This is a genomic window from Streptomyces sp. NPDC002499, assembly GCF_053595415.1.
In genome coordinates this window covers 48,703-69,115 of record NZ_JBSFXO010000019.1, presented here as the reverse complement: position 1 = coordinate 69,115, position 20,413 = coordinate 48,703, and the positions used below count along the sequence as shown (strand labels likewise).

The following is a 20,413-nucleotide window of genomic DNA, read 5'->3' as shown; positions in this document are numbered from 1 at the left end:
GACGCCCTTGTCGAGCTGCCTCTCGGGCTCCTCTCCGGCCCGCTCTCCGGCCCTCTCGGACGCCCTTGTCAGCGGTCGCTCAGCCGCCCGCTGATCCACTGGAGCGTCGCCGGAATCTCCCGTCGCCAGGTGTTGAAGTTGTGCCCGCCGCTTTCGAGGATGATCGACGAGATCCGGGTCAGCTTGGTGGCCCGTACGCGCTCTATGAACTTCAGTGTGTCCCGGTAGTTGGATTCCCCGATCCGGCTGCTGGTGACGAGCAGTGAAGTGTCCGGCGCGGGCGCGTGCTTGAGGAACCACCACAGGTTCGCCCGGTCCCGCAGCCGCTTGTCGCCCTGGAAGAGATCGCCCGTGGTGGGGTCGATCGGCGCCTTGTAGTACGGCGACAGGCCCGCCCCCGCCGCGTAGGAACCGGGGTGGTGCATCGCGAGCTTGAGCGCGCAGTAGCCGCCCGTGGAGTCGCCGATGATTCCCCAGGAACCCGGTTTAGCGCCCACCCGGTAGTGCGCGAGCACGGCCTCGGGAAGGTCTTTCGCGAAGAACGTCTCGGTCTGCGGCCCGCCGGGGACATCCACGCACTCGGTGTCCCGGGGCGGCGCGACCGTCGGACGCATCATCACCAGGATCATCGGTTGCATACGGCCGTCCTTCGCGAGTTCCTGGGCCGTGCGCGGGTAGTGCAGCTTGTCGACGAGCGCCTTGGCGGTGCCCGGATATCCGGTCAGGACGACCGCCGCGGGAAAGGTACGCGCGCGATAGCGGGCCTGGAAGTACTCCGGCGGGAGATACACGTACGCGGGGGTGGCGATGTGTGTCGTCCGCCCGACGATGTCGACCTGCTGGATCTGTCCGGCCACGTCCGGACGCGAACCGGCCGCGCCACGCACGCGTGCCGTGTCGACCACCTCCAGGGGGCCGCCCGAGCCGCCGAGCGCACTGTGGTCGACGACCACGCCCTGACCCTTCTCACGCCCCATCAGGTCCGCCCAGCTGGCGTAGAACCCGAAGGCCTGGTTGGCGGCGAGGGCGACGCACACGAAGAGGGCCAGCTGGGTGGCCAGGAGCAGCCCCACGCGCCCGCTGACGGCCCGCCAGTTCCGCCGGGCCAGCCGCGGCCACAGCCACACCGTGCCACCGAACAGCAGTACGGCGAACACGATCGCCCCTACCAGCACCTGATTGCTCGTCAGTCCCATGAGATGCTTCCCGCCTGCGCTTTCTCCCTGGTCCCCCACTCCTTCGCGAGGGCTTGTCCGGGACTTTCCCGGGCCTTTGAACCGGCTTTGAGGAGCAGAGTGAACCTCTCTCCCCGAGACACCGTCCTAGAGGGCGCAATGTCGCCGGATGCCCGAATCGGGCCCGGATCCAAGCTTTCTCGCAGAACTACGGGATGCGATGTCTGTCAGGACAGATGAGGAAATGTCGGGCGGGGTTCCGACCCGAACACGCGGCGCGCGGCGCGTACTGAACGGTCCGCGCCCCGAAGCCGTCCCCGTCCTCGTCGCCAGAGCCTGCGCTCTCGTAGGACTTCTGGACATCGCCGCGGGCGTCTTCCCACGCTTCAGGCACAGCCGTATGCACACCCTCGCCGAGGTGCTGCCCGGCGCGCTCGGACCGTTCGCGGCGGCGCTCGCGCTCAGCACCGGCGTGCTGTTGCTGCTGCTCGCGCACGGCCTCAGGCGCCGCAAGCGCCGGGCCTGGCGAGCCGCGGTGGCGCTGCTGCCGGCCGGCGCGGTGGCGCAGTTCACGTACCGCCACTCCCTGATCGGCGTGGTCATCTCGCTCGCGCTGCTCGCGCCGCTGCTGCGCCACCGCGACCAGTTCGCGGCCCTGCCCGACCCGCGCAGCCGCTGGCGCGCGCTGGCCAACTTCGTCCTCATGGGCGCCGGTTCCCTCGTCCTCGGACTGGTCATCGTCAGCGTCCACCCCAGGCGCATGGTCGGCGACCCGAGCCTGGCCGATCGCATTACGCACGTCCTGTACGGCCTGTTCGGCTTCGAGGGACCGGTCGACTACGAGGGCAGCACCTCCTGGACCGTCGCCTTCTCGCTGGGCGCGCTCGGCCTGCTCACCGCGGTGACCACCATCTACCTCGCCTTCCGGCCCGAACACCCGGCCGCGCGGCTGACCGAGGCCGACGAGGCACAGCTGCGCCTCCTGCTGGACAAGCACGGCGGCCGGGACTCCCTCGGCCACTTCGCGCTCCGCCGCGACAAGGCCGTCGTCTTCTCGCCCAGCGGCAAGGCCGCGGTGACCTACCGCGTGGTGTCCGGCGTGATGCTCGCCAGCGGCGACCCCATCGGAGACGTCGAGGCCTGGCCCGGCGCCATCGAACGGTTCATGGACGAGGCCAGGGCGCACTCCTGGACCCCGGCCGTCATGGGCTGCTCGGAGACCGGCGGCGAGGTCTGGACCCGCGAGACCGGCCTGGACGCCCTCGAACTGGGCGACGAGGCGGTGGTGGACGTCGCGGATTTCTCCCTGGCCGGCCGCGCGATGCGCAACGTGCGCCAAATGGTCAAACGCATCGAGCGCGCCGGGTACGAGACCCGGGTACGACGAGTCCGTGACGTCGGCGAGGCCGAACTGGAGCGGATCCGGCAGGCCGCCGAGGACTGGCGCGGCACCGACACCGAACGCGGCTTCTCCATGGCGCTGGGCCGCGTCGGCGACCCCTCCGACGGCGACTGCCTGATCGCCACCGCCCACAAGAGCGACGAACACCCCGGCCCCTACGGCGATCTGAAGGCGATCCTGCACTTCGTCCCCTGGGGCACCGACGGCGCCTCCCTGGACCTGATGCGCCGCGACCGCACCGCCGACCCCGGCATGAACGAACTGCTCATCGTCGCGTCCCTGGAGGCGGCGCCGAAACTCGGCATCACGCGCGTGTCCCTCAACTTCGCGATGTTCCGCGCGGCGCTCGCGCGCGGCGAGAAGATCGGCGCGGGCCCGGTGCTGCGGGCCTGGCGCGGACTGCTGGTGTTCCTCTCCCGCTGGTTCCAGATCGAGTCCCTCTACAAGTTCAACGCCAAGTTCAAGCCCCGCTGGGAGCCGCGCTTCGTCGTCTACCGGGCCTCCGCGGACCTGCCCCGGATCGGCTTCGCCGCGATGCAGGCGGAGGGCTTCGTCAACCTCGCGCTGCCGCTGCCGCGCTTCCTGCGCCGCCGTCGGACACCCGCACGCGCGTGTGCCCACGCGGTGGCCGAAAGAGACGTCAGAGCGGCCTAGGGCCGCATCCCGATGCCGTCGGAGCGGCCCGTGGCCCTCGTGTGACACCCCGGGACAGGCCCGGGCGGAAGTCCCCCTCCAGCCCTGAGGGCCTCCGCCCGGGCCGCGGCGTCCTGCGTGCCCTGCCCTGGGCCTACGCTGAACGCATGAGCAAGCAGAGCGGACGCGGGCGCGTCGCGGGCCTACCGGAATGGGACCGCTGCGCGGTCATGGGAGTCGTGAACGTGACCCCCGACTCCTTCTCCGACGGCGGCCGCTTCTTCGACACCACGGCCGCCGTCAAACACGGTCTCGACCTCGTCAGCGAGGGCGCCGACCTGGTCGACGTCGGCGGCGAGTCGACCCGCCCGCACGCCGCCCGCGTCGACGAGGCCGAGGAACTCAAGCGCATCATCCCCGTCGTGCGGGGCCTGGCCTCCGAGGGCGTCACCATCTCCGTCGACACCATGCGCGCCTCGGTCGCCGAGCAGGCCCTCGCCGCCGGCGCCGTCCTCGTCAACGACGTCAGCGGCGGCCTCGCCGACCCCGCGATGATCCCCGTGGTCGCCGCGGCCGGCGCCCCCTTCGTCGTCATGCACTGGCGCGGCTTCCTGGCCGGCGAGAACGTCAAGGGCGTCTACGACGACGTCGTCACCGAGGTCGTCGACGAACTGCACGCACGCGTGGAGGCCGTCCTGGCCGGCGGCGTCGCCCCCGACCGCATCGTCGTCGACCCCGGCCTCGGCTTCTCCAAGGACGCCGAACACGACCTCGTCCTCCTCGCCCACCTCGACCGCCTGCTCGGTCTCGGCCACCCCGTGCTGGTCGCCGCCTCCCGCAAGCGGTTCCTGGGACGCGTCCTGGCCGGACCGGAGGGCGCGCCGCCACCCGCGCGCGAGCGCGACGCCGCCACGGCCGCCGTCTCCGCGATCGCGGCGCACTCCGGCGCATGGGCGGTCCGCGTCCACGAGGTGCGCGCGACGGCGGACGCGGTGCGGGTGGCACGCGCCGTGGAAGGAGCGCGCGCCGCGCGAAACGGCGTGGAAGGAGCCCTGTGAGCGCCCCCCACACCGACGTGGAACAGGTGGAAGCCGCCAACACCGCCTTCTACGAGGCGCTGGAGCGCGGCGACTTCGAGGACCTGTCCGCGCTCTGGCTCACCCCGTCCGACCTGGGCATCGACGAGGAGTACCACGACCCGGCCGACGCCGCGGTGGTCTCCTGCGTGCACCCGGGCTGGCCCGTGCTCACCGGCCGCGGCGAGGTCCTGCGGTCGTACGCGCTGATCATGGCGAACACCGACTACATCCAGTTCTTCCTCACCGACGTGCATGTCTCCGTCACCGGCGACACCGCCCTGGTCACCTGCACCGAGAACATCCTCAGCGGCGGCCCCGCGCCCGAGGGCAGCGAGGAACTCGGGCCGCTCGTCGGCCAGCTCGTGGTCGCCACGAACGTGTTCCGGCGCACCCCCGAGGGCTGGAAGTTGTGGTCCCACCACGCCTCTCCCGTTCTGACCGAGAACGACGAGGAAGAGGACGAGGAGACACCCTCCTGAGTGGGTAGGCGCCCCACAGGGACCAACAAGTGGTTGGAATCACGAACCCGTGGGTAGGGGCGGCTACCAACCCGTGAGCCGCCGGGTCCCCCAGGGGGAACGACCGATGAAACCTCCTGGCCCCGGCACCGGCCCGCACCCCGGCGGACCGGCGCTGTCGGTGCCCGCGGGTAGATTCGTTCGAGGCCGGTGTGCCGCCCGCACACGGCACGGACCGGCCGTCAACGACGACTGCAGGAGTGATTCGCGTGGATCGTGTCGCGCTGCGCGGCCTCAAGGCCCGTGGGCACCACGGGGTGTTCCCCAAGGAGCGCGAGGAGGGCCAGACCTTCATCGTGGACCTCGTCCTGGGCCTGGACACCCGACCGGCCGCGGCCGACGACGACCTGGCGAAGACCGTGCACTACGGCATCGTCGCGGAAGAGGTCGTGGCCGACGTCCAGGGCGAGCCCGTCAACCTCGTCGAGACACTCGCCGAACGCATCGCCCAGACCTGTCTGAAGCACGACGGGGTCCAGGAGGTCGAAGTCTGCGTCCACAAGCCGGACGCGCCGATCACGGTCCCCTTCGACGACGTCACCGTCACCATCACCCGGAGCCGAGTATGACCGCGTCCTTCACCCAGGGGCACAGCGACCCGACCGTCCAGCCGGTGCCCGCCGCCGTGGTCCAGCAGGTGGACGCCGCCGACGTCACCCTCAGCAACCCCAGGCGCGCCGTGATCTCCCTCGGCGCCAACCTCGGCAACCGCCTGGAGACCCTCCAGGGCGCCATCGACGCCTTGGAGGACACCCCCGGCGTCCGCATCAAGGCAGTCTCCCCCGTCTACGAGACGGAGCCCTGGGGCGTCGAGCCCGGCAGCCAGCCCGCCTACTTCAACGCGGTCGTGCTGCTGAAGACGACCCTGCCGCCGTCCTCGCTCCTGGAGCGCGCGCACGCCGTCGAGGAGGCCTTCCACCGCGTCCGGGACGAGCACTGGGGCGCCCGCACCCTCGACGTCGACATCGTCGCCTACGCCGATGTCGTGGACGACGACCCGCAGCTCACGCTCCCGCACCCGCGCGCCCACGAGCGGGCCTTCGTCCTCGCCCCCTGGCACGACATCGACCCGGAGGCGCAGCTGCCCGGCCACGGCGCGGTCGCGGCCCTTCTCGACGTCGTCACCCTCGACGGCGTGGCCGCCCGCAAGGACCTGGAACTTCACCTGCCCGAGTAGTCGTTAAGGTCAGGACGAGCACAGTCCGGGATCGGTCCGGGGGAGCTGAAGGGACACCGTGAGAGAGCTGCGCATCAGGTTGCTGGCCGGCGTGTTCGTCGTCGCAGGCGTCCTGTCCTGGGCGGGCGCCCGCCTCTGGAACTCGATCGGGACCCTGCCCAGCGTCCCCCTGGCCGCACCCATCGTGCTGGCGCTGATCGCCGTCGTCCTGCTGGCCACGGCCCTCTCGATCCGCGGCCGCCTCAAGGCCCAGCGCGAGCGCCGCCCCGACGCCAAGGGCGTCGACCCCCTGATGGCGGCCCGCGCGGTCGTCTTCGGCCAGGCCAGCGCCCTGGTGGCCGCCCTGGTCTCCGGCATGTACGGCGGCACGGGAGCCTTCCTCCTGGAGCTCCTGGACACCCCCGCCCGCCGCGACCAGGCCTTCTACGCCGGCTTCTCGGTCCTCGCGGGCATCGCGGTGATAGCGGCCGCCATCTTCCTGGAACGCATCTGCAAGCTCCCGGAGGACGACGAGCACAACAACGGGGCGACGTCCGCGGCCTGACGGGCCTGACGCCCGCCTCGGGTCAGCGCGCCAGTATCAGGCTCATCGCCTCGGCACGGGTGGTGGCGTCCCGGAGCTGACCGCGCACCGCCGAGGTCGTGGTCTTGGCGCCCGGCTTGCGGACGCCCCGCACCGACATGCACATGTGCTCGGCCTCGATGACGACGATCGCCCCCCGGGCCTCCAGAATGCGCATGAGGGAGTCCGCGATCTGGGTGGTGAGTCGTTCCTGCACCTGCGGGCGGCGGGCGAACACCTCGACCAGACGGGCCAGCTTCGACAGGCCGGTGATCTTGCCGGTCTCGGCCGGGATGTACCCGACGTGTGCGACGCCGTGGAACGGCAGCAGATGGTGCTCACAGAAGGAGACGATCTCGATGTCCTTCACGAGGACCATCTCGTCGTGCCCCAGATCGAACGTGGTCGTCAGCACGTCCTCGGGCTCCTGCCAGAGCCCCGCCAGCAGCTCCCGATAGGCCCGGGCCACCCGCCCCGGCGTCTCCCTCAGTCCCTCCCGGTCAGGATCCTCGCCGACCGCGATCAGGAGTTCGCGGACGGCGGCCTCGGCGCGCTTCTCGTCGAACTCGCCGATCGTGCCCTCGCCGTCCAGCGTCACGGGGTCGGTCATCCTGTGCCTCGTTCCTGTGCGGGTCACGCGTGTGGGTTACGCGCCTCTGTGCAGACATGCGAAAAATGCCGTGCCCCTCAGGCTAGGACCTGAGGGGCACGGCATGCATTTCCGGGCCGGTGGGACCGCGGGAGCCAGATCAGCTCTCGGGGCGTTCCTCCGGGGCCGTCTCGGTCACCGGGGCGTGCTCCGTGACCGTCGCCTTGGCGGTGGTGATCGCCGGCGTCGAGCCGTTGGCGCCGTTCGTCAGTGCGAGCTCCTTGGGGGAGAGCACCGGCGGACGGGTGGACGGCGTACGGCGGGAAGAGCCCGTCCAGGCAGGCCGCGGGGGGCGCTTGACGATGGTGGCGAAGACCTCGGCGATCTCCTCCTTGCCCAGCGTCTCCCGCTCGAGAAGCTGCAGGACGAGGTTGTCGAGGACGTCGCGGTTCTCGACCAGGATCTCCCAGGCCTCGTTGTGCGCGTTCTCGATGAGCTTCTTGACCTCCTCGTCCACCAGAGCGGCGACCTCTTCCGAGTAGTCGCGCTGGTGAGCCATCTCACGTCCGAGGAAGGGCTCGGTGTTGTCGCCGCCGAACTTGATCGCACCCAGTCGCTCGGTCATGCCGTACTGGGTGACCATCGCGCGGGCGGTGGCCGTGGCCTTCTCGATGTCGTTCGCGGCACCCGTGGTCGGGTCGTGGAAGACGAGCTCCTCGGCCGCACGGCCGCCCAGCATGTAGGCCAGCTGGTCCAGCATCTCGTTGCGGGTCGTGGAGTACTTGTCCTCGTCCGGCAGGACCATCGTGTAACCGAGGGCCCGTCCGCGCGACAGGATCGTGATCTTGTGCACCGGGTCGGAGTTCGGGGAAGCCGCCGCGACCAGGGCGTGTCCGCCCTCGTGGTACGCGGTGATCTTCTTCTCCTTGTCCGACATGATCCGGGTCCGCTTCTGCGGGCCCGCCACCACTCGGTCGATCGCCTCGTCCAGCGCGCCGTTGTCGATCAGCTTCTTGTCGCTGCGGGCGGTGAGCAGCGCGGCCTCGTTGAGGACGTTGCTCAGGTCCGCGCCGGTGAAGCCGGGGGTGCGACGGGCGACGGCCGAGAGGTCGACGTCCGGGGCGACCGGCTTGCCCTTCTGGTGGACCTTGAGGATCTCCAGGCGGCCCAGCAGGTCCGGCGGGTCGACCGCGATCTGGCGGTCGAAGCGACCGGGGCGCAGCAGCGCCGGGTCGAGGATGTCGGGCCGGTTCGTCGCGGCGATGAGGATCACGCCGCCCTTGACGTCGAAGCCGTCCATCTCCACGAGCAGCTGGTTCAGCGTCTGCTCGCGCTCGTCGTGACCACCGCCGAGGCCGGCGCCGCGATGGCGGCCGACCGCGTCGATCTCGTCGACGAAGACGATCGCCGGGGCGTTCGCCTTGGCCTGCTCGAAGAGGTCACGGACCCGGGAGGCACCGACACCGACGAACATCTCGACGAAGTCGGAACCCGAGATCGAGTAGAAGGGCACCCCGGCCTCGCCGGCGACGGCACGCGCGAGGAGCGTCTTGCCGGTGCCGGGACGGCCGTAGAGGAGTACGCCCTTGGGGATCTTGGCGCCGACGGCCTGGAACTTCGCCGGCTCCTGGAGGAACTCCTTGATCTCCTGGAGCTCCTCGACGGCCTCGTCGCAGCCCGCGACGTCCGAGAAGGTCGTCTTCGGGGTGTCCTTGGTGATGAGCTTCGCCTTGGACTTGCCGAAGTTCATGACCCTGGAGCCGCCACCCTGCATCTGATTCATCAGGAACAGGAAGACGACCACGATGAGGACGAAGGGGAGCAGGGAGAGCAGGATCCCGAGGAAGGGGTTCTGCTTGGACGGCGAAACGGTGTAGCCGTCCGGGATCTGCTTGTCCTGGTACTTGGTCTGCAGGGTATTGGCGAGGTTGACGCCCTGGTCGCCGATGTAGCTCGCCTGGATCTTCGAGCTGCCCTCGACCTTTTCGCCGTCCTTGAGCTGGACCTTGATGGTCTGCTCGTCGCCTGTGGTCAGCTTGGCCGACTCGACCTTGTTGTCATTGATCGCCTGGACGACCTGGCCGGTGTCCACCGTCTTGTAGCCGCCGGACGAGCCGACGACCTGCATCAACACGACCACGGCAAGGACGGCCAGCACGATCCACATGACCGGCCCACGGAAGTATCGCTTCACGTCCATCCATACGGAGCGAAGTCGCCCCGTCCCTCCTGCCATAGTGAGTTTGATAAGACAGTTCTTCTGACGGTACCCCAGCATCGCCGCCCGCAACTGCACGGGAGGTCTGACGAACCCGTCTGCATGCTCCAACGGCGCGCAACCCGCCGGGGTTCCCGATCGTCCTACAGGACTGGCCCGTACGGCTCAGCCGCCGCATCGGGCACGGTGTCAGCCGCCGTAGACGTGGGGCGCGAGCGTACCGACGAACGGGAGGTTGCGGTACTTCTCGGCGTAGTCGAGGCCGTAGCCCACCACGAACTCGTTCGGGATGTCGAAGCCGACCCATTCGACCTCGATGGCGACCTTGGCGGCGTCCGGCTTGCGCAGCAGGGTGCACACCTTGAGGGACTCCGGCTCGCGCGAGCCGAGGTTCGACAGCAGCCAGGACAGGGTCAGGCCGGAGTCGATGATGTCCTCGACGATCAGGACGTGCTTGCCCTTGATGTCGGTGTCGAGGTCCTTGAGGATCCGCACCACACCGGAGGACTGGGTGCCCGCGCCGTACGACGACACGGCCATCCAGTCCATGGTGACGGGGGTGGACAGCGCCCGGGCGAGATCGGCCATGACCATCACCGCGCCCTTGAGGACTCCGACGATGAGCAGGTCCTTGCCCGCGTACTCCGCGTCGATCTTCGCGGCCAGTTCGACGAGTTTCGCGTCGATCTCTTTCTTGGTGATGAGTACCTTCTCGAGGTCGGCACCCATGTCGTTCGCGTCCACCCGCATCACTTTCGGTCGTCCTACCGGCCGCTCGATGCCTCCCCGGGGGAGTACCCGGTGAACTCGGTGAGTTCGGGGTGCCCCCGGGAGAGGTGAGATTCAGCCTTGCCGAATCACCAGTCTGCCACCCTGGCGCTGGGCCATGACCTTGCCCGGGAGATTGATGGCTCCCTGGCCGCGCCAGCCGGTGATCAGCCGGTCGAGTTCCTCGATGTGACGGGCGAACAGCGAACCGGCGGGCGCACCGGCCTCGATGGCGGCCCGGCGCAGGATGCGGCGGCGTACGGCGGGCGGCAGGGCGTAGAGCTTGGCGCACTCCAGGAGGCCCGTGGCGTCGCGTACGGCGGTCTCGGCCTGGCTGGCCCAGGCGTCGAGGGCGTCGGCGTCGTCGCGGGAGAGCTGGGCCGTACGGGCGAGCGCCTCGACGACTCCTTTGCCCAGCGCCTTCTCCAGGGCGGGCAGGCCCTCGTGGCGCAGCCGGGACCTCGTGTACGCCGGGTCGGCGTTGTGCGGGTCGTCCCAGACGGGCAGGGACTGGACCATGCAGGCCTTGCGGGCGGTCTGCCGGTCGAGCTGGAGGAAGGGGCGCCGGTAACGGCCGTCGGCCCCCGAGACCGCGGCCATTCCGGACAGGGAGCGGGTGCCGGAGCCGCGGGCGAGGCCGAGCAGGACGGTCTCGGCCTGGTCGTCGCGGGTGTGGCCGAGCAGGACGGCGGTGGCGCCGTGGCGGGCGGCGCAGGCGTCCAGGGCGGCGTAGCGGGCGTCGCGGGCGGCGGCTTCCGGGCCGCCCTCGCGTCCGACGGTGACGGCGATGGACTCGACCGGGTCCAGGCCCAGTTCGCGCAGGCGCAGGACGACTTCGTCGGCGCGCAGATCGGATCCGTCCTGAAGGCCGTGGTCGACGGTGACCCCGCCGGCGCGGATGCCGAGCTTGGGGGCCTCGAAGGCGAGGGCGGAGGCGAGGGCCATGGAGTCGGCGCCGCCGGAGCATGCGACGAGCACGAGCGGGGACGGCGGGCGCTCGTGCGGGGTGGGCCCGGAGGCCTGGTGTTCGTTGAGGATGTCGTGGAGGGCGCGGCGGACCGCCAGGCGTATCGCCGCGACCGCAGGATGGGGACCCATGTCCGGTTCCCTTCATGAAGTTTTCGGGGAGTGAGCCCGTGTTCGGTCACTCAGAGTGTGTAGATGGTGACAGAACCGGGCCGTTCCCCGAGCATTGCACGCCTACCCACCGCTCACGGTCCCTCGGACGGGTGATTGAAGGGGCGTTCGCCTGCCGACGGCCGGATTCGTTTCACGACCCTTCTCCGTCCTTCACGACTCGGTCTTGCGATGCACCCGCGCGACCCAGTCCGCCGGTTTGGCGATCTCCGTCCGGGTCGGCAGGGTGTTCGGGGAGGTCCACACGCGGTTGAAGCCGTCCATGCCGACCTCGTCGACGACGGCTCGTACGAAGCGCTCGCCGTCCCGGTACTGCCTGAGCTTGGCGTCCAGGCCGAGCAGCTTGCGCAGGGCCGTGTCCAGCCGGGAGGCGCCCTTGGCGCGGCGCTGCTGGAACTTCTCGCGGATCTCGGCGACCGACGGCACCACGGCAGGGCCGACGCCGTCCATCACGAAGTCGGCGTGCCCCTCCAGGAGGGACATCACGGCGGTCAGGCGGGCGAGGATCTCGCGCTGCGCCGGGGTCTGCACGATCTCCACGAAGGAGCGTCCGCCGTCGTCCTCCTCGGCCTCGGGGCGACCGCCCGCGAGGGACTGGGCGGCTTCCCGGATGCGCTCCAGGACCGTCATGGGGTCGACGTCGGTCTCCCCCAGGAACGACTGGATCTCGCCCTCCAGGTGGTCGCGCAGCCAGGGCACCGCGCTGAACTGGGTGCGGTGCGTCTCCTCGTGCAGGCAGACCCAGAGACGGAAGTCGTGGGGCTGTACGTCGAGTTCGCGCTCCACGTGGACGATGTTCGGGGCGACCAGGAGCAGTCGGCCGCCGCCGTGCTCGCCGGCCGGGAGTTCACGGGTGGCCGGGGCGAAGGTCTCGTACTGGCCCAGCACGCGGGAGGACATGAAGGACAGCAGCATGCCCAGTTCGACGCCGGTGACCTTGCCGCCGACGGCGCCGAGGACCGCGCCGCCGGGGGTGTTGCCGCGCCGTTCCTGCATCTTGTCGAGGAGGGGCTTGAGGATCTCCCGGAAGCCGGCGACGTTCGCCCGGACCCAGCCCGGTCGGTCGACGACGAGGATGGGGGTGTCGTGGATGTCCTCCGAACCCATCCGGGTAAATCCGCGGACGTGTTCCTCGGAGGCCTTCGCGTGCCGGCGCAACTCCGCCACGACATCCCGGGCCTCGTCACGGCTCACCTCGGGGCCCGGCCGCGCGAGCCGCGTCGCGGTCGCCACCGCGAGATTCCAGTCGACCATCTCTGCACCACCGATGCTCGTCATGCGTCAACGGTACGTGAGCGTTCCCACTTGGGGCAGGCCGTGGGGGTTGGTGGGGTTGGCGGTCGGTTTGGATCGGCGGCCGGCGTTGATGCTGAGGCGATTGCGTCGGCAGGGGTTCAGGCCGGTCCGGCCGCGCCCGGCGCTGCAGGCTGTGCCCACCCGTTCCGCCCTGCGGAACGACTGCCCACAGCGGAAGCCGGGCGGTCGGCTGCTGCCCGCGGCGGCGGATCGGCCGACGCGGCCGTCAACTCGCTAGTGGCAGCCGCACGCCGCCAGGGCCGTTGCCGTGCGGTCCAGGGCTGATTGGGCCGCGGAGGCGCTCGTGGTGTCGGAGGTGAGGAAGGCGAAGGCCAGGAGGTGGCCGTCCCGGTCCACGACCGTGCCCGCCAGGGTGTTCACGCCCGTGAGGGTGCCGGTCTTGGCTCGTACGACTCCTGCCGCGCCGTCGGCGTAGCGGGTGCTCAGGGTGCCGGTGAAGCCGGCCACGGGGAGGCCGGTGAGGACGGCGCGGAGTTCGGGGTGGGCGGGGTCGCCGGCCTTGACGAGGAGGGCGGTCAGCAGGTCGGCGGTGAGGCGGTCGTCGCGGTCGAGGCCGCTGCCGTCGTTGAACCGGGCCCCCTTGAGGGGCAGTTGAAGCTTCTTCAGGACGCTCGCGATGGCCGCGGCGCCGCCGTCGAAGTCGGCGCGCTTGCCGGTCGCGACGGCCGTCTGGCGGGCCAGTGCCTCCGCGATGTCGTTGTCGCTGTTGGTCAGCATCCGCTCGACGATCGACGACAGGGGCGGCGAGGAGACGGCGGCGAGCGCCTGCGCGCGGGACGTCGCTTTCGAGGGACCGGGGGACGACGTCTTGATGCCGTGCTCCGCCAGGAAGCCGGCGAACTTCTCGGCCGCGTCCCCCGCCGGGTCGGTGTCCCGGGTGACGGGGCCGCTCGTCGAATCGTTCGGACGGGCCTCGTCGGCCATCAGGGAGGTGACGAGGGCGAGGTTGCCGTCCTCCCCGATGGGGTGAAGTTCGGAACCGGCGAACAGGGTGGTGTCGTAGGAGAGCGTGACGTCCTTGATGCCGCGCTTCTTCAGGGCGGCGGCCGTCCGGTCGGCCAGGGTGCGCAGGCTCGCCCAGCCCTCGGCGTCCTTGTGCGCGGTCAGGGTGGGGTCGCCGCCGCCGACCAGGACGAGTTCGCCGGTGTCGGGCTCCAGGGCGGTGCGGGTGGTGAGGCGGTGGTCGGCGCCCATCGCGGACAGCGCGGCGACGGCGGTGGCGATCTTCGTGGTGGACGCGGGTGTGAGGGCGTCGTCCGCGCCGGTGCCGTAGAGGCGCTTGCCGTCGGTCAGGTCGACGACCGCGGCGGTGCGCCGGGCGCCGAGCGCGGGGTCGGCCAGGAGGGGCCCCAGGACGTCGGCGAACGCCTTTCCGGTCGGATCCGACTTCACGGTGTTCGCGGCGCCGCCGAGGCCCCTCAGGACGGACGCGGCGCTCGGGGCGGCGTCCGGCGCCGAATCGGCCGTACCGGATGCACCAGAATGACCACCGTGATCTGCGCCACCCGTGCCGTCCAGGGCGGCTGCCCGGTCCCGCTCGGCCGTACGCTGACCGGTGGAGTCCCAGGGACCTGCGGTGACCACCACCAGGACGGCCAGTGCCACACCGGCGCCGGTGGCGCCCGCGGTGTAGCGCCGCAGCCCGCCGGGCTTCGGCCTCGTGATCCGCGCGAGCTGCGGTTTCGCAGCGGCCACGGCTTTCGCGAGCCGCGGTCGCAGGGCGCCCGCGGCCCGTTCGAGATGTGGTTGTACGGCGCCCGCGGCCCGTGCCAGACCTGGTCGTACGGCGTTCACGACCCGCACCGCATGCGGTCTCGCGGCCCGCCACGGCCTCAGCTCTGGCACGAACACCAGCCCCTTTCGCGATCACTCCCGTGCGTGAGGGACACTTAACCACCAGAACTATGTGTTGATCATGGAGGAGCCACCGGTGGAGTTCGACGTCACGATCGAGATCCCGAAGGGTTCGCGGAACAAGTACGAGGTGGACCACGAGACCGGTCGGATCCGCCTGGACCGTCGCCTCTTCACCTCGACCGCCTACCCGACCGACTACGGATTCGTCGAGAACACCCTCGGCGAGGACGGCGACCCGCTGGACGCGCTGGTCATCCTGGACGAGCCGACCTTCCCGGGCTGCCTCATCAAGTGCCGCGCGATCGGCATGTTCCGGATGACCGACGAGGCCGGCGGCGACGACAAGCTGCTGTGCGTACCGGCGACGGACCCGCGCGTGGAGCACCTGCGGGACATCCACCACGTCTCCGAGTTCGACCGCCTGGAGATCCAGCACTTCTTCGAGGTCTACAAGGACCTGGAGCCCGGCAAGTCCGTCGAGGGCGCCGACTGGGTGGGCCGCGTCGAGGCCGAGGTCGAGATCGAGCGGTCCTACAAGCGCTTCAAGGACCAGGGCGGGCACTGACCCTCCGGCAAGTCCCGTGATCGGGCCGTACGCGTGCGCGTGCGGCCCGTTCGTGTGCCTGTGCGCATACTGAGGGCCACAGGAGGTGTCGTACAGGGAGTGTTACGCACGTGACGGACACGGAGGACCGCAAGCCGCAGTCGGACGAGGTCAGGATGGCGTTCGCGCCGCCGGCCGGGGTCGAGGTGACGGACAGCGAGTCGGAGACCACGTCGGAGTTCGCCGTCCCGGCGGGGCTCGACGTGACGCACGCGCCCGTGCCCGAGGCGGAGGGCTCGGCGTTCGACGACCCGCGCGGCTACAGCGCCAAGGACTCCCTGGCCGCGTTCACCCCGGCGACCGGCATCCCCGTGGTCAGCCTGACCAAGGACGCGCCCTGGCAGGACCGCATGCGCACCATCCTGCGGCTGCCGGTGACCGAGCGGCCCGCGCCGGAGCCGGCCCAGAAGCCGGACGACAGCGGCCCCGCCGTCCCGCGCGTGCTCGATCTGACCCTGCGTATCGGCGAGTTGCTGCTCGCGGGCGGTGAGGGCGCCGAGGACGTGGAGGCCGCGATGTTCGCGGTCTGCCGGTCCTACGGCCTGGACCGCTGCGAGCCGAACGTCACCTTCACGCTGCTGTCCATCTCGTACCAGCCCTCCCTGGTGGACGACCCGGTGACGGCGTCGCGCACGGTGCGCCGCCGGGTCACCGACTACACCCGCCTCGCGGCCGTGTTCCGGCTGGTGGACGACCTCAGCGACCCGGAGACCGAGATCTCCCTGGAGGACGCCTACCGGCGCCTGGCGGAGATGCGCCGCAACCGGCACCCGTACACCACCTGGACGCTGACCGCGGCCAGCGGGCTGCTCGCGGGGGCCGCCTCGGTGCTCGTCGGCGGTGACGTGCTCGTGTTCGTCGCGGCCGCGCTGGGCGCGATGCTCGGTGACCGGCTGGCGTGGCTGTGCGCGGGGCGCGGGCTGCCGGAGTTCTACCAGTTCACGGTCGCCGCGATGCCTCCGGCGGCCATAGGGGTCGCGCTGACGGTGGCCCACGTGGACGTGAAGGCGTCCGCGGTCATCACCGGTGGACTGTTCGCGCTGCTGCCCGGGCGGGCCCTCGTGGCGGGCGTGCAGGACGGGTTGACCGGGTTCTACATCACCGCCTCGGCACGGCTCCTGGAGGTGATGTACCTCTTCGTGGGGATCGTCGCCGGGGTGCTGGTCGTCCTGTACTTCGGCGTCAACCTGGGCGCCAAGCTCAACCCGGACGCGGCCCTGGGGATCGCCGAGCGGCCCTGGTGGCAGATCGGCGCGTCGATGCTGCTGTCGCTGACCTTCGCGGTGCTGCTCCAGCAGGAACGGTCCACCGTGCTGTGGGTGACCCTCAACGGCGGGGTCGCGTGGTCGGTGTACGGCGCGCTGCGCTACCCGGGCGAGCTGTCGCCGGTCGCGTCCACGGCGGTGGCGGCCGGACTGGTCGGTCTGTTCGGGCAGTTGCTGGCGCGCTACCGGTTCGCGTCGGCGCTGCCGTACACGACGGCGGCGATCGGGCCCCTGCTGCCCGGCTCGGCCACCTACTTCGGGCTGCTGTCGATCGCCCAGAACGACGTGGACAAGGGGCTGGTGTCCCTGGCCACGGCCGCGTCACTGGCCATGGCCATCGCCATCGGGGTCAACCTCGGCTCGGAGATCTCCCGCATGTTCCTGCGGATCGGCTCCCCGGAGAAGCGCCGGGCCGCCAAGCGGACGAGGGGCTTCTAGCCCCTCCGGCCGCCCTAGTAGCCCTGGTTCTGTCCCGGGCCCTGACCCTGTCCCTGGCCCTGATTGCCGTACGGGTACTGCTCGTTGGGCCGGCCCCCGTACTGCTGCTGTTGCTGCGGGTACGTCTGCTGGGGGTACTGCTGCTGCGGGTACTGCTGGGCGTAGTAGTTCTCGGGTGGGGTGGGCTGCTGCGGCGCCTGCTGCTGGTAGGGCTGGTCGGCCGATGGGATGCGGCGCAGCTGGGTGGTCGCGTCGTCGATCACCGGGGGCTGCTGCTGTCCCGGCAGGGGCTGCGCGGGGTTCTTCTTCGCCTTGGAGCGGGCCCGCATGAACTCGATGATGATCGGGACCACCGAGATGAGGACGATCAGGATGAGCATCGCCTCGATGTTGTTCTTGACGACGTCGATCTTGCCGAGCCAGGAGCCGAGCAGGGTGACGCCGGCGCCCCACAGGACACCGCCGATCACGTTGAAGATCACGAACGAGCGGTACTTCATGCCGCTGACGCCGGCGATGATCGGCGTGAAGGTGCGCACGATGGGCACGAAGCGGGCCAGGACCAGCGACTTGGGGCCGTACTTCTCGAAGAACTCGTGCGCCTTGACCACGTTCTCCTGCTTGAAGAGGCGGGAGTCGGGGCGGCTGAAGAGCGAGGGGCCGACCTTCTTGCCGAACATGTAGCCCGCCTGGTCGCCGAGGATCGCGGCGACGCAGATCAGGGCGATGGCACCCCACAGGGGGAAGTCCAGCTGGTTCGAGGTGATCAGCAGGCCGGCTGTGAACAGCAGCGAGTCGCCCGGCAGGAAGAACCCGATGAGCAGGCCCGACTCCGCGAAGACGATCAGGAGCAGGCCCCAGATGCCGAACGTGTCCAGCAGTTGGTTCGGATCGAGCCAGCTCGGGCCGAGGGCGATCGTCGTCACGGTTCCGGTGCTCCTGAGGGGTGGAGGGAGGTACGGCGTCCTGCTGCGGGCGCCCAAAGCTATCAACGCAATGTGTCCGCCCCAGGTTCCACCGGTGACTCCAGGGTGCACTGTGCGCCGGCTGGGGCGAAGCTGTGAGGCTATGGGCATCGAAGAATACGGCGGCGGCCAGGGGCCGCAGGCCGACGTACTGGTCGTGACGACGAACGACGTACCCGGTCACCGGGTCCAGGAGGTCATCGGGGAGGTCTTCGGGTTGACCGTGCGCTCACGGCATCTCGGCAGCCAGATCGGGGCCGGACTGAAGTCGATGATCGGCGGCGAGCTCAAGGGGCTCACCAAGACGCTCGTGGAGACCCGCAACCAGGCCATGGACCGGCTCATCGAGCAGGCACGCGCGCGTGGTGCCAACGGAGTGCTGGCGTTCCGCTTCGACGTGACCGAGGCGGCGGACGTCGGGACGGAGGTGTGCGCGTACGGGACGGCGGTGGTCCTGGTCCGCGAGTAGCAACGCCCGGACCAGGCCACCAGGACCCGGCACGCCCCCTAGGAGGCGTGCCGGGCCGCGTTCGCCGTGATCGCGTCCCTGAGGTGCTCGGCCAGACCCGGCCCCATGGAGTCGTAGAACGCCTTGAAGCGCTCGTCGGAGACGTACATCCCGGCCAGGGACACGTGCATCTCGTACGGGCAGTCGTAGAACCACGTGGTGATGTGCCGCCGGTGTTCCTCCGCGAGGTCCATGGCGGCCTCACCGATGGCGGGTTCGCCGGCGGTCACCAGGGCGGCGTAGCGCTCGCCCCAGGCGTCGACCTCGGCCTGCATGCGTTTCCAGTCGTCCTTGGTGTAACGGGCGGCCCGGCGCTGCGACTCGGCGTAGGCCCCGGTGCCGCCCCAGCGCGCCTCCGCCTCCTCGGCGTACTGGTCGGGGTCCTTGTCACCGAAGACCTCGAAGCGTTCCTCGGGCGTGAGATTGATGCCCATTCTGCGTGCCTCCATGGCGTGCTCCACGGCCTCGGCCATCTTCTGCAGCTTCTCGATCCGGGCGGTCAGCAACTCGTGCTGGCGGCGCAGTTGCGCGCGCGGGTCCGCCTCCGGGTTGTCGAGCAGGGCCGCGACCTCGTCGAGCGGGAAGCCGAGCTCCCGGTAGAACAGGATCCGCTGCAACCGGTCGAGGTCGGCGTCGCTGTAGCGCCGGTGGCCCGCGTGGCTGCGCTCGCTCGGGGCGAGCAGGCCGATGTCGTCGTAGTGGTGCAGGGTGCGCACCGTGACGCCGGCGAAGCCCGCGACCTGTCCTACGGAGTAGCTCACTTCGTCCGCTCCCTTCTGGGTACGCGCTCCACGGTGGGTCCTCACGCCGCGTGAGGTGCAAGCCTGTTTTTCGAGGTGCTACGCCGGTTCTCTCCGGATGTCGCGCCCGATTTGTCCGCTTATCGTGGGCGCGTGGCCCAGGACCCCGCGCTCAAGGCGCCCGCCGACCGGGCGAAACCGGCGACTCCCGCGCGCGTGCTGCTGCCGTCGATCCTGCCCGCCCTGGTCGTGGGCGTGGTCGCGAGCCTGCTGTTCCTCGGGGTGAGCGCGCTGGCCGAGCAGTTCCAGCACGTCCTGTGGCGCAACCTGCCGGACGCGCTGGGCGTGGGCCGGTACTCGGTGCTGTGGATGCTGGTCGTGCTCACCGCGACCGGCCTGGCGGTCGGCCTGGTGGTGTGGAAGGTGCCGGGGCACGCGGGCCCCGACCCGGCGACCACCGGCCTCGACGCGCGCGTGCTGCCGCCCGTGGTGCTCCCGGGGCTGCTCCTCGCGACCGCGCTGATGCTCGCGGGCGGGCCGAGTCTGGGTCCCGAGAACCCGATCATCGCCGTCAACGTGGGGCTCGCGTTCTGGCTGGGCACCCGGTTCGTGCCCCGGATGCCGGGCGCGATGTGGCCGGCGCTCGCGGAGGCGGCGACGATCGGCGCGCTGTTCGGCACGCCGGTCGCGGCGGCGCTGGTGATCTCCGAGGCGCTGGCCGGGCGGTCGCTCAAGGCGCCGCTGTGGGACAACGTCTTCCCGCCCCTGGTCGCGGCGGCGGCCGGCGCCCTGACGACCACCCTGGTGGCCCATCCGAGCTTCGACCTGCATCTGCCGGAACTCGGCCGGCCCGGCTGGGGCGATCTGCTGTCCGCCCTCGTGATCGCCTCGCTGGCCGCGCTGCTCGGCATGTGCGCGGTCCGGGCCTTCCCGTACGTCCACGGCGCCTTCCAGCGCCTCGGGCACCCCATGCTGGTCCTTCCGGCGGGCGGGCTCGTGCTGGGCCTGCTGGCGGCCCTGGGCGGGCATCTGACGCTCTTCAAGGGGCTGGACGAGATCGCGGAGCTGGCGCGCGATCCGGACGGCTGGTCGGCGGGCGAGTTCGCGGTGATGACGGTGGTGAAGCTGGCGGCGCTGCTGGTCGCCGCGTCGAGCGGGTTCCGGGGCGGGCGGATCTTCCCAGCGGTGTTCGTCGGCACCGCCTTCGGGCTGTGCGCGCACGCCCTGGTCTCCGGGGTCCATCCGGCCGTCGGCGTCTGCGCGGGCGTCCTCGGCATGCTCCTGGCCGTCACCCGGCAGGGCTGGGTGAGCCTGTTCACGGCCGCCGTACTGGCGTCCTCGGGGGCGATGCTCGCGCTGCTGTGCATCGCCTCGCTGCCGGCCTGGCTGCTGGTGACCGGGCGTCCGCAGATGCAGTTGCGCGAGGACGGAACTCCGGTGCGCTGACAGCCGTTCGATATC

19 protein-coding genes are annotated in these 20,413 nt (G+C 70.7%); 10 read left to right on the top strand and 9 right to left on the bottom strand.

Translation table 11 applies throughout. The features are described 5' to 3' along the window. Window positions 1-68 precede the first annotated feature (68 nt). Window positions 69-1,196 carry an alpha/beta hydrolase gene (locus ACWD5F_RS43325; protein WP_401718694.1) on the bottom strand — a complete coding sequence of 376 codons (1,128 nt, stop codon included), beginning with the start codon at window positions 1,194-1,196 and terminating at the stop codon, window positions 69-71. 223 nt (window positions 1,197-1,419) lie between these two features. Between ACWD5F_RS43325 and ACWD5F_RS43320 the strand changes: the two genes are divergently transcribed. The 6 genes from ACWD5F_RS43320 to ACWD5F_RS43295 all read left to right on the top strand — a co-directional run bounded on the left by ACWD5F_RS43320 (window position 1,420) and on the right by ACWD5F_RS43295 (window position 6,528). Continuing rightward, the gene (locus ACWD5F_RS43320) at window positions 1,420-3,231 is read left to right on the top strand and encodes a phosphatidylglycerol lysyltransferase domain-containing protein (RefSeq protein ID WP_401718697.1); all 1,812 of its coding nucleotides are present in this window, start codon (window positions 1,420-1,422) and stop codon (window positions 3,229-3,231) included. Window positions 3,232-3,377: 146 nt separating this feature from the next. Further along, window positions 3,378-4,268: a dihydropteroate synthase gene (gene folP / locus ACWD5F_RS43315; protein ID WP_401718700.1), complete on the top strand. Its 891-nt coding sequence runs from the start codon at window positions 3,378-3,380 to the stop codon at window positions 4,266-4,268. After that, window positions 4,265-4,768 carry a nuclear transport factor 2 family protein gene (locus ACWD5F_RS43310; protein WP_451261642.1) on the top strand — a complete coding sequence of 168 codons (504 nt, stop codon included), beginning with the start codon at window positions 4,265-4,267 and terminating at the stop codon, window positions 4,766-4,768. Before folP ends, ACWD5F_RS43310 begins: the two co-directional genes overlap by 4 nt. A gap of 248 nt (window positions 4,769-5,016) precedes the next feature. Further along, window positions 5,017-5,376, top strand: a complete 360-nt coding sequence (gene folB / locus ACWD5F_RS43305) for a dihydroneopterin aldolase (protein WP_401718706.1) — start codon at window positions 5,017-5,019, stop codon at window positions 5,374-5,376. Further along, on the top strand, window positions 5,373-5,984 hold the full coding sequence (gene folK, locus ACWD5F_RS43300; protein ID WP_451261641.1) for a 2-amino-4-hydroxy-6-hydroxymethyldihydropteridine diphosphokinase: 612 nt from the start codon (window positions 5,373-5,375) through the stop codon (window positions 5,982-5,984). Before folB ends, folK begins: the two co-directional genes overlap by 4 nt. A 58-nt stretch (window positions 5,985-6,042) precedes the next feature. After that, a complete protein-coding gene (locus ACWD5F_RS43295; RefSeq protein WP_401718712.1) occupies window positions 6,043-6,528 on the top strand; it encodes a DUF3180 domain-containing protein in 486 nt (161 codons plus the stop codon). Window positions 6,529-6,550: 22 nt separating this feature from the next. On the opposite strand, the gene folE is transcribed toward ACWD5F_RS43295, so the two are convergent. The 6 genes from folE to dacB all read right to left on the bottom strand — a co-directional run bounded on the left by folE (window position 6,551) and on the right by dacB (window position 14,426). Then, the gene (folE, locus tag ACWD5F_RS43290) at window positions 6,551-7,156 is read right to left on the bottom strand and encodes a GTP cyclohydrolase I FolE (RefSeq protein ID WP_123998613.1); all 606 of its coding nucleotides are present in this window, start codon (window positions 7,154-7,156) and stop codon (window positions 6,551-6,553) included. Window positions 7,157-7,295: 139 nt separating this feature from the next. Further along, complete coding sequence (gene ftsH, locus ACWD5F_RS43285) at window positions 7,296-9,335, bottom strand: ATP-dependent zinc metalloprotease FtsH (protein WP_401718715.1); 2,040 nt, start codon at window positions 9,333-9,335, stop codon at window positions 7,296-7,298. A 207-nt stretch (window positions 9,336-9,542) separates the two neighbouring features. After that, complete coding sequence (gene hpt, locus ACWD5F_RS43280) at window positions 9,543-10,103, bottom strand: hypoxanthine phosphoribosyltransferase (RefSeq protein ID WP_451261640.1); 561 nt, start codon at window positions 10,101-10,103, stop codon at window positions 9,543-9,545. 93 nt (window positions 10,104-10,196) lie between these two features. Further along, complete coding sequence (tilS, locus tag ACWD5F_RS43275) at window positions 10,197-11,219, bottom strand: tRNA lysidine(34) synthetase TilS (protein WP_451261639.1); 1,023 nt, start codon at window positions 11,217-11,219, stop codon at window positions 10,197-10,199. Window positions 11,220-11,411: 192 nt separating this feature from the next. Next, complete coding sequence (locus ACWD5F_RS43270) at window positions 11,412-12,536, bottom strand: zinc-dependent metalloprotease (RefSeq protein ID WP_401718721.1); 1,125 nt, start codon at window positions 12,534-12,536, stop codon at window positions 11,412-11,414. 252 nt (window positions 12,537-12,788) lie between these two features. Continuing rightward, complete coding sequence (gene dacB / locus ACWD5F_RS43265) at window positions 12,789-14,426, bottom strand: D-alanyl-D-alanine carboxypeptidase/D-alanyl-D-alanine endopeptidase (RefSeq protein WP_451261638.1); 1,638 nt, start codon at window positions 14,424-14,426, stop codon at window positions 12,789-12,791. 79 nt (window positions 14,427-14,505) lie between these two features. Here dacB and ACWD5F_RS43260 point away from each other — a divergent pair, with 79 nt between their 5' ends. Further along, a complete protein-coding gene (locus ACWD5F_RS43260; protein WP_401718727.1) occupies window positions 14,506-14,997 on the top strand; it encodes an inorganic diphosphatase in 492 nt (163 codons plus the stop codon). A 110-nt stretch (window positions 14,998-15,107) separates the two neighbouring features. Further along, on the top strand, window positions 15,108-16,739 hold the full coding sequence (locus ACWD5F_RS43255) for a threonine/serine exporter family protein (RefSeq protein ID WP_401718730.1): 1,632 nt from the start codon (window positions 15,108-15,110) through the stop codon (window positions 16,737-16,739). Window positions 16,740-16,753: 14 nt separating this feature from the next. Here the strand turns inward: ACWD5F_RS43255 and ACWD5F_RS43250 are convergent, their stop codons facing one another. Further along, entirely contained in the window at window positions 16,754-17,665 is a 912-nt protein-coding gene (locus ACWD5F_RS43250; protein ID WP_451261636.1) for a DedA family protein, read from the bottom strand. 142 nt (window positions 17,666-17,807) lie between these two features. On the opposite strand from ACWD5F_RS43250, the gene ACWD5F_RS43245 reads away from it, so the two are divergent. After that, entirely contained in the window at window positions 17,808-18,173 is a 366-nt protein-coding gene (locus ACWD5F_RS43245; RefSeq protein ID WP_123998621.1) for a YbjQ family protein, read from the top strand. Between the two features lie 38 nt (window positions 18,174-18,211). On the opposite strand, the gene ACWD5F_RS43240 is transcribed toward ACWD5F_RS43245, so the two are convergent. Then, entirely contained in the window at window positions 18,212-18,973 is a 762-nt protein-coding gene (locus ACWD5F_RS43240) for a MerR family transcriptional regulator (RefSeq protein ID WP_451261635.1), read from the bottom strand. Window positions 18,974-19,105: 132 nt separating this feature from the next. Here ACWD5F_RS43240 and ACWD5F_RS43235 point away from each other — a divergent pair, with 132 nt between their 5' ends. Further along, window positions 19,106-20,398 carry an ion channel protein gene (locus tag ACWD5F_RS43235; RefSeq protein WP_451261634.1) on the top strand — a complete coding sequence of 431 codons (1,293 nt, stop codon included), beginning with the start codon at window positions 19,106-19,108 and terminating at the stop codon, window positions 20,396-20,398. Window positions 20,399-20,413 lie beyond the last annotated feature (15 nt).

Coding starts and splice junctions, on each gene's coding strand:
- ACWD5F_RS43245 (WP_123998621.1), top strand. CDS start 17,808: ATGGGCATCGAAGAATACGGCGGCGGCCAGGGGCCGCAGGCCGACGTA.
- ftsH (WP_401718715.1), bottom strand. CDS start 9,335: ATGGACGTGAAGCGATACTTCCGTGGGCCGGTCATGTGGATCGTGCTG.
- ACWD5F_RS43270 (WP_401718721.1), bottom strand. CDS start 12,536: ATGACGAGCATCGGTGGTGCAGAGATGGTCGACTGGAATCTCGCGGTG.
- hpt (WP_451261640.1), bottom strand. CDS start 10,103: ATGCGGGTGGACGCGAACGACATGGGTGCCGACCTCGAGAAGGTACTC.
- folE (WP_123998613.1), bottom strand. CDS start 7,156: ATGACCGACCCCGTGACGCTGGACGGCGAGGGCACGATCGGCGAGTTC.
- ACWD5F_RS43325 (WP_401718694.1), bottom strand. CDS start 1,196: ATGGGACTGACGAGCAATCAGGTGCTGGTAGGGGCGATCGTGTTCGCC.
- ACWD5F_RS43320 (WP_401718697.1), top strand. CDS start 1,420: ATGTCGGGCGGGGTTCCGACCCGAACACGCGGCGCGCGGCGCGTACTG.
- folP (WP_401718700.1), top strand. CDS start 3,378: ATGAGCAAGCAGAGCGGACGCGGGCGCGTCGCGGGCCTACCGGAATGG.
- folK (WP_451261641.1), top strand. CDS start 5,373: ATGACCGCGTCCTTCACCCAGGGGCACAGCGACCCGACCGTCCAGCCG.
- tilS (WP_451261639.1), bottom strand. CDS start 11,219: ATGGGTCCCCATCCTGCGGTCGCGGCGATACGCCTGGCGGTCCGCCGC.